The sequence below is a fragment of the Natronosalvus amylolyticus genome, from assembly GCF_024298845.1.
GTDB classification, from domain to species: domain Archaea; phylum Halobacteriota; class Halobacteria; order Halobacteriales; family Natrialbaceae; genus Natronosalvus; species Natronosalvus amylolyticus.
Genome location: NZ_CP101156.1, coordinates 2,629,821 through 2,643,002, shown reverse-complemented (window position 1 = coordinate 2,643,002; position 13,182 = coordinate 2,629,821). Strand labels below are relative to the sequence as shown.

The window sequence follows — 13,182 nt, the reverse complement described above, 5'->3', positions numbered from 1 at the left end:
CACCTCGAGTGAGAACCGATCACCGGTAGGCTTCGAACTCTTTGCCAAAGAGCAGGAAGTAGCCGGTGCCGACGAGGCCGATAGCCGTCGCGATGGTAAACGCCAACACGGGGTCGCCCGTGATGAGCGTCTCGCCGGTGAGTGGGTTTGAAACTCCCTCCCACAGGATACCGCCGAGTGCCGCACTCGGAATAACCAGCAGGTTGCGAACCAGGTAGTACGAACCGGTGACGCGACCGCCCGCCCCCATTTCCGCCGGGCCGACGATCAACGCCTTGTGCGCGGGAAGCCCGGCAAATCGAAGCCCGGAGAACGCAAACAAAAGCGCGAGGACGCCAGCGGCTCCGAACGGACCGACCCCACCATCGGGGACCGAGATGAGCATAATCGGAAAGACGGCATAGACGAGAAAGCCGAGCGCGACGATCGGCTTCAATCCGACCCGTTCAGCGAGTTTCGCGGCAGGAATCATCACGAGCAGCGCGATGGCCATCTCGAGGCCCAAGAGGAGGCCGAAAAAGGCAGGTGGGGAAAGAGTGTCACCCGCGAGCGGTACCGATGTCGGTAACGAGAGTCCGACGGCGAGAAAGTCGGTCACGACGAGGACGAAAAAGATGTAGACCATGCCGTTGGCGAATCGCACCAGCGTATCCCCGATTAACAGCGGACGGAGCGGTTCGGGCAGCGAGCGCAGATCGGATGTGAGTTGGTCGATTCCCTCGAACTGTTTCCCGAAGGAGTCCTCGCTCGAGTCGTACAGTCGGTGCTGGACGAGCGTACCGAAGACGCCGAAGACGATGGCGACGAGCAAGATCAGTTGAAAGGCGAGCACGACATCGTCAGCAGCCCCGGTAAACGGGGCGAAGATGGCGGCAGCAATGAGGGGACCGACCAGAAACGCCGTCCGGCGGAAGCTCTCGGTGCTGGCGAAACCGGCAGCCAATCGCGACGGCGGAACCGACTGTTTGACGATGGCGTAGGTGGCTCCGAGGCCGAACGATTTCCACGCCTGGGCGAAAACCAGACCGACGAAAATCGCCACGATCGAGAGTTCGACGGGCCCGACGGCGACACCTGCAAGCAAGGGAGCCCCGAGCCAGATACCGAAGCCGACCGTCGCGAGTAAGCCGAAGACCGTCAGCGCATACCGTGAGCCGATTCGGTCGGAGATGGCTCCACCAGGGTACGGATACACCGCACTGATCACGTTCCCGAAGGTACCAAAGAGGCCGACGGCGATCCCGGTCGCACCCAGCGCGACCATATACTCGGCCATGTACCGATTCGTCATCTGAAAGCCGAGGCTGAACGCGAACATCGCCAACGAGAGGACGATCACGTCGCGCTCGAGGGCAAAAAACTGCCGCCAGGCGTCGAAGGGGTCGACCTCCTCGGTCGTGCCTTCCTCGAGAGACATATACTCACGACACCAGTGAACACACAAGACTGTTTTCGTCGGCGATGAGTCACAATCGTGTCCGTACGAAAGTACCTCCAGCACACCGCCAGCACGTCGAAAAATCGAACCAGTAAAGGCGAGGGCACCCCTCGTCGATGATATGACGACGACGCTCGGGACGGCAAGTGCCTCACCCGGCGAGATGGACACGGGCCGACTCGAGATCGGCGAAACACGAGATGGGAGCTCCTTCAGCCTCCCAGTTGCGGTGATCAACGGGGCACAGGCGGGGAAAACGCTCTACATGCAAGCGGTCAGTGACGGCGACGAACTCAACGGCGTCGGCGTGCTCAACCGCGTCGTTCCCCAAATCGACCCTGGAACGCTGTCGGGAACGATTCTCATCGTTGGCATCGTCAACTATCACGCCTTCCAGGTGGCCGAACACCGAAATCCGATCGACGACACGAAGATGAACCGGGCCTATCCCGGTAACGAGTCGGGCACCTCGAGCGAGCGAATCGCCCACGCCACCTTCCAGGCGGCGACCCGTGCGGACCTGATTCTCGACCTCCACCAGGGGTCGACCAGCCGCATGATCGACGAGGTGCGCGTTCGCTGTGGCCGTCGCCACCGGGTCCACGACGAGTGTCTCGAACTCGCGAAGGTCTTCGGCGTCGAGTGTGGCCACGTCCTCGACCAGAAAGGTCCCGACGGCCAGCTCGCTCGAGCCGCACCGGACGAAGGGATTCCGACCATCGACCCCGAACTCGGCGGCTGTGTTGGCTGGGACGAGACCAGTATCGAGAAAGGCGTCGCCGGCGTGTTGAACGTGTTACGCTACTACGACTTCCTCGAGGACGACGGCGCCGCAGTCCGACAGACGCGCGCCTCCGGCTTCGAACAGCACGGCTCGCCCTGTGGCGGTCTCGTCCGCTTTCACCCCGAACTGGGCGACCGCGTGGCCGCCGGCGACGTCCTCTTCGACGTGACGACCCCCTTCGGCGAACGGAAAGCAGAGGTGACCGCCGACGCCGACGGAATTTTCTGGCGGACCCGACGCCTCCCCCAGGTCGCCACCGGCGAATACGTCTGTTCGGTCGGTACCGACATCGACACCTACTAGCGGTTGGTTCGACTGGTGTGCCCCCCATACCCTGAACGGTCCCCGAACGTCGCTTCCCATCTCGAATCCTGACGATCACCCTCGAGCCCTGGCCGCCCAATGGCCATAAATACAAGTAGGCTGGGGGCCGAACGAATGGACCAGCGACGTATTCGACCCTGTCGTCTCACGTTGCGACATCGAAACTGAACGCCGCGAGGGCCACCGAACGTCCTCGAGGCGAACTGAGTATATCACCTATTCCCCCAACGTATGCCAACCTCACTCATCTGCCCCGACTGTGACGCCGAGTATGCTGCCGGCCCGGACGAACCCTGGCGCTGTACCTGTGGCCACGCCCTCGAGTTCGCCGCTGAACCACACCCAAACGGCAATCCGCTTCCGCTCTCGCAACTGAACACCACCGAAGGCCTGTGGACGTTCTTCGAGTTCCTCCCCATCGAGAAACACGTCACCTTCCACGAGGGGTTCACCCCGCTCGTCGACGCCCCCGAGTGGGACGCCCAGTTCAAACTCGAGTACGTGTTCCCGACCGGCTCGTTCAAAGACCGTGGCGCGACGACGACGCTCTCTCGAGCCGTCGAACTCGGCGTCGAGAAGGTGATCGAAGACTCCTCGGGCAACGCCGGCGCGGCCATCGCCACTTACGCGGCCCGGGCCGGAATCGAGGCGGACATCTACGTGCCGGCGGACGTCAAGCAGTCGAAGCTGATGGCCATCCAGCGCGTCGGGGCACGACCCGTTCGGGTCGAGGGAACCCGTGAGGACGTCACCGCTGCCTGTCTCGATGCCGTCGAAGACGGCGAGGGCTGGTACGCTTCACACGCCTGGAACCCAGCCTTTTTCGCGGGGACGATGACGTTCGCGTTCGAGGTGGCCGCCCAGCGAGGATGGACCGTTCCGGACGCCGTCGTCTTGCCACTCGGCCACGGAACGCTCTTTTTAGGAGCCTACCGCGGCTTCAAGCGTCTCAACGACGCGGGAATCGTCGACGGGATGCCCCGGCTACTGGGGGCACAGGCCGCCGGTTACGCACCTATCGTGAGTGCACTCGGTGGAAAGGCCTCCAACGGCGACGGCTCGAACGACATCGCTGACGGCATCCAGATCGCCGAACCCGCCCGCGGGACCCAGATCCTCGAGGCGATCGAAGCGACCGACGGCGACGCGATTGCCCTGGGCAGTGATCCGGTCGAGACGGCCCTCGACAGGCTCCACCTCAACGGCTTTTACGTCGAACCGACCTGTGCAGTCGCGCCAGCAGCCCTGCGCCGATATCGCGAGGAAGGCGTTCTCGATCCGTCGGACGACGTCGTCGTCCCGCTGACCGGCAGCGGGCTGAAAACGATGTGACCTGACTCGAGATGCCACCGGGGAAACCACTCTCGATCGCCACAGACGAAAGAGCCAACATCGAGACACGATACGACTTTGAGGGTGGCCCGTGAGTACTCACCTGATGACTGCCACTGAGGACGATGCGCGAGTACCAGTCGAATGCGAGGCGTGTGGCACCCGGACGCGGGTCGCGCTGTCCGAACTCGCCGATTCTATCGAGCGCCACAACGAAACGGTCCACGACGGCGAGCAGATTGCACAGGTCGACCCCGACCTGAAGGCACAGCTCGCAGACCTGATCGTCGACGATATGGGACTACTCGAGGAGGATGGCTGATCCGGAAGGCAACGAAACGAAGCGACAGCAGCCTGGGACCCGATTACGTGGCTCGGTGCCAGTGGACTGGCGAGTCGGCCTCTGTTATGCCACGAGTGGGTTCATCGCCCTCTCGCTGCTCGTCGACGTGCTGGCCAGTGGTTCGATTCCCTGGGCGTCGATACTGGTTGTCGCTGTCGCTATCGTGGCCTGTTTCGGCCCGCTTGCCTGGTTCGCTCGCGTTCGAATCGCGCCGACGAGACGGGCAACGCTTCGTCTCGTTGCCGGCGGCGTTTCCCTGCTTGCCCTGCCGTTCGCCCTCACCGCACTGTTACGCTTCTCGCCCTGGCCCGGCTCGTTCCAGGGGATCGTTCTCGGCGTCTTTATCGGCTCACTCGTCGTCGTTGCGCTCGAGCGCACGGCGGTTCCCGAACTGGTCGTCGCGGTCACAGGGTGACCAACCACCGTACTGCCGTTCCGCCGAGTACCCGGCCCCAACGGCGAATCCACAACCGCCAATACCCACACTCAACACGTCTCGAACGCACCCGACTCGACCGCTCGAGCGACCGACTCGAGTGCGGCCACAGCTTCGTCTTCGAGACTGGTGTTCGCTCGAAGCGTTTCGAGCGCGCAATCGACTGAATCCGCAGTTCCAGTCGCGACCCTCGGATTGGACGCCCGACCGAGCGACCGTCCGAACGACTCGAGTGAGTCGTGTGTTCGCTCTGGAACGTCCGCAGCGAGCGCGCCAAACGCACAGCCGAGTTCGGCGAGTATCGCTTCGGATGTCCCCACAGCAGGAGCGTCACCATCGGAGTGAGTACTACTCACAAAGGAAGCTACGAGAGCGCTCGAGGTCGAGGTTAGCCGTCTTTGACAGACCAGTTCGGGGCCTGAGCCCATAGCAGCCGCGGCGACTGCACCGTGCGCGCGGGCGAACAGGTAATCACTGGCAAGCAAGCGAGTCGTTCGTTTCTCCGCGAGTCCGGGACGACTTGCCGAGAGTGACTTTCGTCGAATCCGGACGTAGCCCTCGAGGGCCGTCAGAGAACCGACGAGGGCCTCGAGCGAGCGGGCACCAGTCGCTGTGGAAGAACACTCGGCCCCCACCGTGTGACAGAGCGTTGCCGGGAGTGACGCCTCGCGTGTCGGTCTGGCCTCCTCGACGACGGCTCGAGCGGCTGGTGAGAGCGTCGATACGTCGACTGTGTGCGAGCGAGACGGATGCGTGAAGGGGTCATCAGCGTGCATCTTAATCACCTGCTGGCGAAGGCGATGGCTCGTCGGTGACGACGTTTTCGGTCCAGGTACCCCGGAGGAACCAGAGTACAGTCGTCGCGGCCGAGAGGACGTACGAGAGGGCAATCGCGTACCAGACACCGTAGATCCCCATCCCGAAATAGAGGATGGCGATCGCAGAGATGGGAATCCGGAACAGCCAGAGTTCCTGAATCGAGAGCACCATCGCAGCGCGGGTGCTGCCGCTGCCCCGGAGGCCACCGAGCAGGACCTGGAAAACGCCCATAAAGACGTAGGAGGGGCCGGCGATGAGGATAAACGCCGCCCCGTAGGTGACCACCTGTGCGCTGTCTTCACCCTCGATGAAAAACGCCGTAATCGGCTCCGCCAGGGGATAGGCGACCGCGATCACGACAATGAAGATGGAGACGATCATGATCGAACTCAGTTTGACCGCGCTCCAGGCGCGGCCGACCTGTTCGGCACCGAGGTTCTGGCCCACGACGGCTTCCGTTCCCCGGGCGAGACCGAGTGCCGGCAGGAACAACAGCGAGGAGATTCGGTTGGCGATGCCATAGGCAGCCACGGCGTCGGTGCCGGCCAGCGCTACCAGCGCCGTCAACAGCGCGATACCCGAGGCGCGAAAGCCCTGCTCGGTCGCGATCGGCGCCCCGATCTCGAGGATTTTCTTCACCGTCGGCAGGTCGAGCCACAGGTCACCGAGCGTTGGCTCGAGGCCGACACGACCGCTGAAGAGCAGATACAGCCCGGCGATGGCGGCGACACCGCGAGCGAAGACCGTCGCGATAGCCGCGCCTTCGACACCGAAGCCATCGAAGCCGGTCTGGGCGTACAGCGAGGCCTCGAGGCTCGTCGCACCGACCCAGACGAACAGTGGATTGTCGGTAAATCCGAGGATCAAGATCGGATCGAGGAGGACGTTAATCGTGACGCTCAGCCCCATGAGATACAGCGGGGTGCGGGTGTCACCCCAGCCTCGAGAGAGCGCGTCAAAGATGAAAAACCAGAACATGAAGCCGACGCTGACGAAGATGATACGAGTGTAGTTGACGGCGTAGACGTACGCGTCGGTACCCGGTTCGGCTCCAACGAGGCGAATCAACCACGGCGAGAGGGCGAAACCGATCACCCCGAAGACAAGTGCAACGATGGTGACAAACGAGAGCGTCTGCCCGGCGACGTGGTGTGACCTGGTGAAATCGTCCGCACCTTTGTACTGTGAGACCAGCACGGTTCCGGCGACCGTGAGCCCGCCGCCGATGCTCACCATGAGAAAGACGATTGCCCACGAGTACGAGAGGGCGGCGACCGCGTCGCTCCCCAGGCGGCCAACCCAGTAGGTGTCGGCCAGGTTGTAGCCGACTTGTAACACCTGAGAGAGGACGATCGGTGCCGACAGGACGACCAGCGGTTTGAACAGATCGTCGTCGGTGACGTTTACCGCCCGGTCGGTTTTCTTGCTCATTCGCTGTCGTCACCAGCCATCGAACCGTCCGCTCGCTCTCCTGCGGTCGTGTCGGTATCGTTCCCGTCAGTGACAGTGTCGGTATCGTTCCCGTCAGTGACAGTGTCGGCTGCTGCGTCATTTTCGGCTTCGCTCGAGGTTGTCGACGTATTCGAGTCCCCGTCAGGTTCTGAATCCGCATCGTCTGGCGACTCCGAATCACTCGACGACTCCTGATGTATCTCCGCTCGCGCCGGGAACTCGACGCCTTCAGCGAGGAGTCCATCGACGATCGTCGCGATAATGCCGGCACGGACTTCCTCGAGGTAGACGTCACGGTCCATCGTCAGTTGCCGGATACGTGCACCGTCGAGGGCGGCGATCAGGAGGGCCGCTGTTTCGGTCGAATCGTGTTCGACGAACGCCCCGGAGTCGATACCTGCCTCGAGGATTTCCTCGAGCGTCGACCGGAGCGCGTCGTCGCTGCGTCGAAGCTGTTCCTGAAACCGGTCGTTATACGGCGCCTGGGCTCGGAGTTCGAGCATCGCCGTGTGAAAAGACGTGCGCTCTTCGTCGTCGGGATCGTAGAGGAACCAGTCGACGTACGTCGCCAGTCGTTCGACCGGCGCCAGATCACGGCTTTCCTCGACACGTTCGGCAAAGTGCTCGAGGAGAAAGTCGAAAAAGGCGGCGACCAGGTCCTCTTTTGAATCGTAGTGGTAGAATAGCAGGGATTTACTCTTGTCAGTCCGGTCGGCGATTGCCTGGGCAGTCAGCTCCGTGTAGCCGTGCTCACACAGTGCCTCGTACGTCGCGGTCATGATCGCCTCTCGAGCGGTTTCGTCGGTCACTAACTAACCAGTTAGTCAGCGGTATAAATGGGTATTACGGTTCGAAACAGAGTTGCCGTCAGTCGGGAGATGGACTGCCGTAATCAATACATAGTTAATAGCGATTTAGTTTTGAGTTGGTAGTATGGATGAAGCGGCTCAATCATCCCGATACCGACGAATACCAAACTGTCCGTAGCCGCCGTAAGCGACCTCGAGCGAGCCGATCCACCAGTTCCACCGATCGGGGGGCGTGCCGTGGGGCGCATCCGAGAGTTCCTCGATGACGACGTCGTTGGTCAACTCGTGGCCGACGTCGGCTTCGTACAGCCCGGAGTCGTCGAGGTCGACGGCCTGCCGGACGACGACACGCGACTGGCCCATCGTCCCGCCGAACTCGCGCCTGAGACGCACCTCGAGCGGACCTGGTTCGAGTGACACGCTCGAGACTACGAGCGAGACGTATTTGAGTGTTCGAGAAAAGGTCGATCGACGTATTTTTCACCGCAGACCGTTTTTCCCCGCCCATGGCAACTTTCACAGTCGTCGTTGGCGATCCCGAAACGGGGCTCGCACACCAGCTCGAGGCAGAGGGACAGGACGCAAACCGCTTTATTGGCAAATCGATCGGCGAGGAAGTCGATGGCAGCGCCGTCGGCCTCGATGGCTACACGCTCGAGATTACCGGTGGCTCGGACAACGCTGGCCGCCCGCACAACAAGACGGTCGCTGGCTCGCGCCTCCAGGAAGTGCTGATGAAAGAGCGACAGACCGGCTACAAGCCCGGCCGAGACGGTGAGCGACGCCGAATCACCGCGCGCGGTCGTGAAATGTCGGACGAAACCGCACAGATCAACGTCACCGTCGCCGAAGCGGGCGACGAGAGCGTCGCGAGCCTGCTGGGCCTGGAAAGCGACGACGAGGACGAATAACCGCCTCTTCTCTCTGATACGCGAATGGCAGACCGAATTAGCAGCGACAATCCGTCAGTGCAGACGATTCGAGCGACGCTCACCGAAACCGCGACCGGCACGCGCGTCGAACTGCCCGCCGACGCAGCCGACGATCTACTGACGGACCCGGAGACAGTCGTCCGAATCGTCCTCGACGGACACGAGCACTTCGCCCGCATTGGAAAGGACGTGATGGGCGAGACCCGCCACATCTCCGGCGTATACGACTCTCCGGAGCATGCCCGAAACCCTCGAGACGGCGTCGACCGACTCCCCGAGTGGGTCGACGAACACGGGGTTCGCGTGAACGGCTCGGTGCTGGTCGACGTCATCGAACCGGAGTTTCTGTATGGGTTTCGCGCCCCCGGTGAGACGGCCGTCTACGACGCCCGCGAGCCGCCAAAATCGAGCCTCCAGGATATTGCAAAAGGGCTCGAAGAAAGGTAAGCGAAGGCTCGAGACGGCCCCGAGTATACCACTACTCCGGTGGCGTCGCTCGAGGACAGTGAGATGGACGATGGAAGGGAACCCTGAATCGACTAGAGGCGGGGCAAAAAGGCGTACAGCAGCAAGCCGAAGGCCAGATGCTGGACCATCGTCTGCTCGACGGTCGCCCGGACGAAGTCCTCGTCGTCGATCGCGTACTCTTTGGTTCGGACCTTCGCGTGCATCGAGAGGACGTCTTCGTCCTCCAGTGAGTGCAAGCTCGGATACACCGTTCCGGGGCTAAGCTGGGCACCGAAGAGGTGGGTTAGATCCGAGAGGAGCTCTTTACCGTGTGTTTCACCGTGCAGCGAGATGAGCATCAGCAAAATCTCGTCGAGATTCTCCTTGATGATTGCCTCGTCGAACTGAACGTCGTCGGTTGGTAGCGCCCCGTTGACCTGTTCCATGAGTTCGTCGAGTTCGCGCTCGACGTCACGAGTCGTGTCCTGGCTTGCACCGATCGTAATTTCGTACTGTTCCGACTGCCCGTTGGCAGCCGCCGTGCTCGTGAACTGCTCGAGCACGGACTTCGTATTGGGGGGGTTTTCACGCATTTCCGATCACCGTTGGGGGGATTCGCGTCGACGCCGGTCAGACTTGCCCTCTCGCACAAGAGGAGAGAAGCATACCACACATACTTCCTGGCTAACCAGTCCGAAGTCGCGAATTACTCGTGAAGATGAACTACTGCCTAATAAACAACATGGCCGATTCCCGTGGAGTTAGGACAGTAGAGCCGCTGAGCGGGCCGAATCAGTGTTAAAGCGCTAACATTGGTTTATCGATTTGTTGCAACTGTGTACCGGTCAGCGACCACCGCGGTTCGTCCTCCAGGAAGCGATGACAACCGACCGTATCACTCCAGAAGGATGGGATCGATCCACGTTCCACCAGGTACAATCGAGAAACGGGGAAAACAGCTCGAGTCACACGCAGTGACACCAACCCGGATCAAGAGAGATTCGACGGACCGTCTCTGATGATGCTGACCATCTCGCTTGGCTGGTCGCTTCCGTCGTCGTCGCTTTCCTCGTCGAGACGGCGTTCGACACGACGTTCGGCCATTCGCGCGACCATCACGTGCTCTTCGATGTCGTCACCGGCAATTTTCGAGATGTACTCGAGGCTCTGGGCGTGTGCACCAAAGAGCGTGCCCGAGAGCGACTCGAGCGGGTACTCGAGGGTCGCCGGTTCGTCGTACCGACGGTTGTGAATCTCGCCGAGGGAAAGCCCGCGGAGGTACGACGTCATCTGCTTTCGCACGAGCGGGCTGATCCAGCCGAGATCCTGGTAGTACCGAAGGCAGTTGAGCGCGCCGGTCGTCCCGAAGGTCTCGCCGAGATAGCGAGCCCACTTGATCGTCGCGTCGGTCCGGCCCGTCGATTGTTCGAGTGACTCGAGATAGGGGGTGTCTGTTGGCATGCGTGGGGGGGATCGCTGCAGACACAGCGTCTGCGCTAGAAGAGTGGTCGGCTCGGGCACCCTTGAACGTTCACGTCGTTTCGAACGCTGAGTCGTGCGGTGAGTTCGGGCGTCTCGAGCGACGAAAACGCCACGATCCGACCGCCCAGCCGGCTCCGTGCCCGCCGACATCAACCCAACATCTGCACACTTCGGAAGGGTTTACCCCCTCGAGCGGGTTCACTCGCCCATGCAAGTGCTGGTCACAGATCCCATCGACGATGCGGGTCTTGACGTCATTCGTGATGCCGGTCACGAGGTCGAAACGGGCTACGAACTCGAGGGCGAAGCGCTCCTCGAGGCGGTCTCGAACGCGCACGGCCTGATCGTTCGCTCCGGGACCGAAGTCACCCGCAGCGTCCTCGAGGCGGGCGAGAACCTGGTGATCGTCGGCCGCGCCGGCATCGGCGTCGACAATATCGACATCGAGGCCGCGACCGACGAGGGCGTCATCGTCGCCAATGCGCCGGAAGGCAACGTCCGGGCAGCCGCCGAACACACCGTCGCGATGACGTTCGCCGCGGCCCGTTCGATTCCACAGGCCCACGGTCGCCTCAAAGTCGGCGAGTGGGCCAAAAGCGACTACCTCGGCGTCGAACTCAACGGCAAAACGCTGGGGATCGTCGGCCTCGGCCGCGTCGGCCAGGAAGTCGCGAAAAAGCTCGATTCGCTGGGAATGGACCTCGTCGCCTACGACCCCTATATCTCCGAGGAGCGTGCCGATCGCATCGGCGCGGAACTGGTCGACCTCGAGGACTGTCTCGAGGCCGCGGATTTCCTGACGATTCACACGCCCCTGACGCCGGAAACGGAGGGATTGATCAGCGACGAGGAACTCGAGACGTTCGGCCACGGCCACCTGGTCAACGTGGGTCGCGGCGGCATCGTCGACGAAGACGCTCTCGCCGCGAAGGTCGAAGACGGTACGGTCGCCGGCGCGGCACTCGACGTCTTCCACGAAGAACCCTTGCCCGAGGACTCCCCGCTGTTGTACGTCGACGACATCATCGTCACGCCCCACCTCGGCGCATCGACCGAGGCCGCCCAGGAGAACGTCGCGACATCGACGGCCAGTCAGGTCGTTGCCGCACTGGCTGAGGAACCGGTCGCCAACGCGCTAAACGCCCCCTCGATCGACGAGAGCGCGTTCCCCCGCCTCGAGCCGTACATCAACATCGCCGAAACCGCAGGCAAGATCGCCGCCCAGCTACTCGACGCCCGCATCGAATCCATCGAAGTGCGCTACGAGGGCGACATCGCCGCCGAAGACGTCGAATTCGTCACCGCGAGCGCGCTCAAAGGTGTGTTCGAGCCGCTCGAGTGGCATGTCAACGCGGTCAACGCCCCCCAGATCGCCGAGGACCGCGGGGTCGAGGTGACCGAATCCAAGAGCCACCAGAGCGAGGACTTCCAGAGCGTCATCTCGGTGACGGTCGCGAGTGCCGACGAATCGATCACCGTCGACGGCACCCTCTTTGCGGGTGACGATCCCCGCATCGTTCGCATCGACGACTACCGCGTCGACGCCATCCCCCACGGCAAGATGGTCGTCACGCGAAACACCGACGAACCGGGCGTCATCGGCCTCATCGGCTCCGTGATGGGTACCCACGACGTCAACATTGCCGGGATGTTCAACGCGCGTGAGACCATCGGTGGGGAGGCCCTGACCGTCTACAACGTCGACGACGACGTTCCCGAGGCGGCGAAAGCCGAACTCGAGGCCGACGAGCGGATCATCGGCGTGCGCTACATCACGTTGAACGGCCAGTGAGCGAGTCGGCTTTCGCCTCGTTATCGCTGTAAGACGGCCAAAGGTGTTCGATTTTATTTTGCCCGCTCGAGCCACGCCGGTTCCTCGAGTTCGCCACCCTCGATCGGCTCGAGCGTGATTCGTATCGTCACCGATTCGTTGTGGCTCACCCCCTCGAGTCGATACGATTCGACGTAGCCCTCCGCGTGCACGACGACCGTTACCGTCGCGTTCGTGATTGCGCCGATGTCGACGTTTTCACCCTCGAGCACGTATCGATCGCCACCGTCGGATTCGGTGATAGTGTCTATCGAGTCGTACGCCGCCTCCAGATCGGGCGTCGTAGCGAGATCGGTGAACTCGAGGGACTCGTCGGTCCAGGCGGTCGTCTCGTTGCCAGCGTGCTGGTGCAGGTGCACGGTCCCGTCCTCGAGCCACCAGTTGAGCGTCGTTCGGTCGGCCCCCGCCTCGGTGTGCTCGACGCTAGTCGTCTCACCCGTCGCGCTCGAGCACAGGCTGGCGATCGTGTGGGTTTCCGTTCGCTCGAACGCGACCGACCCGTTCGCGTCCGCTCGGACCACCGTTGCGTTGTACCGGAAGGACATGGTCTCGAGCGCGTCGAAATGGGCGTCCTGTAATGCGGAGGCGTTCGTTACCCCAGATGTGGCCAACCCGGGAACCGGTTCGGGGTCGGTCTCCGAATCGACCCCGTAGGGCTCCCGGTCGTCCGTCACGTCGGCCCCGCCACAACCGGCTAGCACCAGAACGAGGGCGACGACGATCGTGGCGATCAGTTGTCTCACAAATATGTTT

15 protein-coding genes are annotated in these 13,182 nt (G+C 62.3%); 7 read left to right on the top strand and 8 right to left on the bottom strand.

Annotation, left to right across the window (positions count from 1 at the left end):
• Nucleotides 1–19: 19 nt before the first annotated feature.
• Nucleotides 20–1,417, bottom strand: coding sequence for an MFS transporter (locus tag NLK60_RS12310; protein WP_254808070.1), 1,398 nt, complete (start codon nucleotides 1,415–1,417; stop codon nucleotides 20–22).
• A 142-nt stretch (nucleotides 1,418–1,559) separates the two neighbouring features.
• On the opposite strand from NLK60_RS12310, the gene NLK60_RS12305 reads away from it, so the two are divergent.
• From NLK60_RS12305 to NLK60_RS12290, 4 genes are all read left to right on the top strand, one after another.
• Nucleotides 1,560–2,525, top strand: coding sequence for a succinylglutamate desuccinylase/aspartoacylase family protein (locus NLK60_RS12305; protein ID WP_254808069.1), 966 nt, complete (start codon nucleotides 1,560–1,562; stop codon nucleotides 2,523–2,525).
• Between the two features lie 252 nt (nucleotides 2,526–2,777).
• Nucleotides 2,778–3,878 (top strand): pyridoxal-phosphate dependent enzyme, encoded by a 1,101-nt coding sequence (locus NLK60_RS12300; protein WP_254808068.1) that lies wholly within the window; start codon nucleotides 2,778–2,780, stop codon nucleotides 3,876–3,878.
• 106 nt (nucleotides 3,879–3,984) lie between these two features.
• Nucleotides 3,985–4,200, top strand: a complete 216-nt coding sequence (locus tag NLK60_RS12295) for a DUF8149 family protein (RefSeq protein ID WP_254808067.1) — start codon at nucleotides 3,985–3,987, stop codon at nucleotides 4,198–4,200.
• Entirely contained in the window at nucleotides 4,193–4,636 is a 444-nt protein-coding gene (locus NLK60_RS12290) for a hypothetical protein (protein WP_254808066.1), read from the top strand. Before NLK60_RS12295 ends, NLK60_RS12290 begins: the two co-directional genes overlap by 8 nt.
• Before the next feature lie 71 nt (nucleotides 4,637–4,707).
• Here NLK60_RS12290 and NLK60_RS12285 read toward each other — a convergent pair whose 3' ends face one another.
• From NLK60_RS12285 to NLK60_RS12270, 4 genes are all read right to left on the bottom strand, one after another.
• Nucleotides 4,708–5,433: a hypothetical protein gene (locus NLK60_RS12285; protein WP_254808065.1), complete on the bottom strand. Its 726-nt coding sequence runs from the start codon at nucleotides 5,431–5,433 to the stop codon at nucleotides 4,708–4,710.
• A 1-nt stretch (nucleotide 5,434) separates the two neighbouring features.
• Nucleotides 5,435–6,907 carry an MATE family efflux transporter gene (locus NLK60_RS12280; protein WP_254808064.1) on the bottom strand — a complete coding sequence of 491 codons (1,473 nt, stop codon included), beginning with the start codon at nucleotides 6,905–6,907 and terminating at the stop codon, nucleotides 5,435–5,437.
• Nucleotides 6,904–7,737, bottom strand: coding sequence for a TetR/AcrR family transcriptional regulator (locus NLK60_RS12275; protein ID WP_254808063.1), 834 nt, complete (start codon nucleotides 7,735–7,737; stop codon nucleotides 6,904–6,906). Before NLK60_RS12275 ends, NLK60_RS12280 begins: the two co-directional genes overlap by 4 nt.
• Nucleotides 7,738–7,875: 138 nt before the next feature.
• On the bottom strand, nucleotides 7,876–8,157 hold the full coding sequence (locus NLK60_RS12270; protein ID WP_254808062.1) for a WNWW family protein: 282 nt from the start codon (nucleotides 8,155–8,157) through the stop codon (nucleotides 7,876–7,878).
• A gap of 86 nt (nucleotides 8,158–8,243) precedes the next feature.
• On the opposite strand from NLK60_RS12270, the gene NLK60_RS12265 reads away from it, so the two are divergent.
• Together NLK60_RS12265 and NLK60_RS12260 are read left to right on the top strand one after the other, a co-directional pair.
• Entirely contained in the window at nucleotides 8,244–8,648 is a 405-nt protein-coding gene (locus tag NLK60_RS12265; RefSeq protein ID WP_254808061.1) for a 30S ribosomal protein S6e, read from the top strand.
• A 24-nt stretch (nucleotides 8,649–8,672) separates the two neighbouring features.
• On the top strand, nucleotides 8,673–9,116 hold the full coding sequence (locus NLK60_RS12260) for a DUF7112 family protein (RefSeq protein ID WP_254808060.1): 444 nt from the start codon (nucleotides 8,673–8,675) through the stop codon (nucleotides 9,114–9,116).
• Nucleotides 9,117–9,208: 92 nt separating this feature from the next.
• On the opposite strand, the gene NLK60_RS12255 is transcribed toward NLK60_RS12260, so the two are convergent.
• Together NLK60_RS12255 and NLK60_RS12250 are read right to left on the bottom strand one after the other, a co-directional pair.
• Nucleotides 9,209–9,709, bottom strand: coding sequence for a helix-turn-helix transcriptional regulator (locus tag NLK60_RS12255; protein WP_254808059.1), 501 nt, complete (start codon nucleotides 9,707–9,709; stop codon nucleotides 9,209–9,211).
• 397 nt (nucleotides 9,710–10,106) lie between these two features.
• On the bottom strand, nucleotides 10,107–10,577 hold the full coding sequence (locus NLK60_RS12250) for a FlaD/FlaE family flagellar protein (protein ID WP_254808058.1): 471 nt from the start codon (nucleotides 10,575–10,577) through the stop codon (nucleotides 10,107–10,109).
• A 229-nt stretch (nucleotides 10,578–10,806) separates the two neighbouring features.
• Here NLK60_RS12250 and serA point away from each other — a divergent pair, with 229 nt between their 5' ends.
• On the top strand, nucleotides 10,807–12,390 hold the full coding sequence (serA, locus tag NLK60_RS12245) for a phosphoglycerate dehydrogenase (RefSeq protein WP_254808057.1): 1,584 nt from the start codon (nucleotides 10,807–10,809) through the stop codon (nucleotides 12,388–12,390).
• Between the two features lie 53 nt (nucleotides 12,391–12,443).
• Here the strand turns inward: serA and NLK60_RS12240 are convergent, their stop codons facing one another.
• Nucleotides 12,444–13,172 (bottom strand): hypothetical protein, encoded by a 729-nt coding sequence (locus NLK60_RS12240; RefSeq protein WP_254808056.1) that lies wholly within the window; start codon nucleotides 13,170–13,172, stop codon nucleotides 12,444–12,446.
• Nucleotides 13,173–13,182 lie beyond the last annotated feature (10 nt).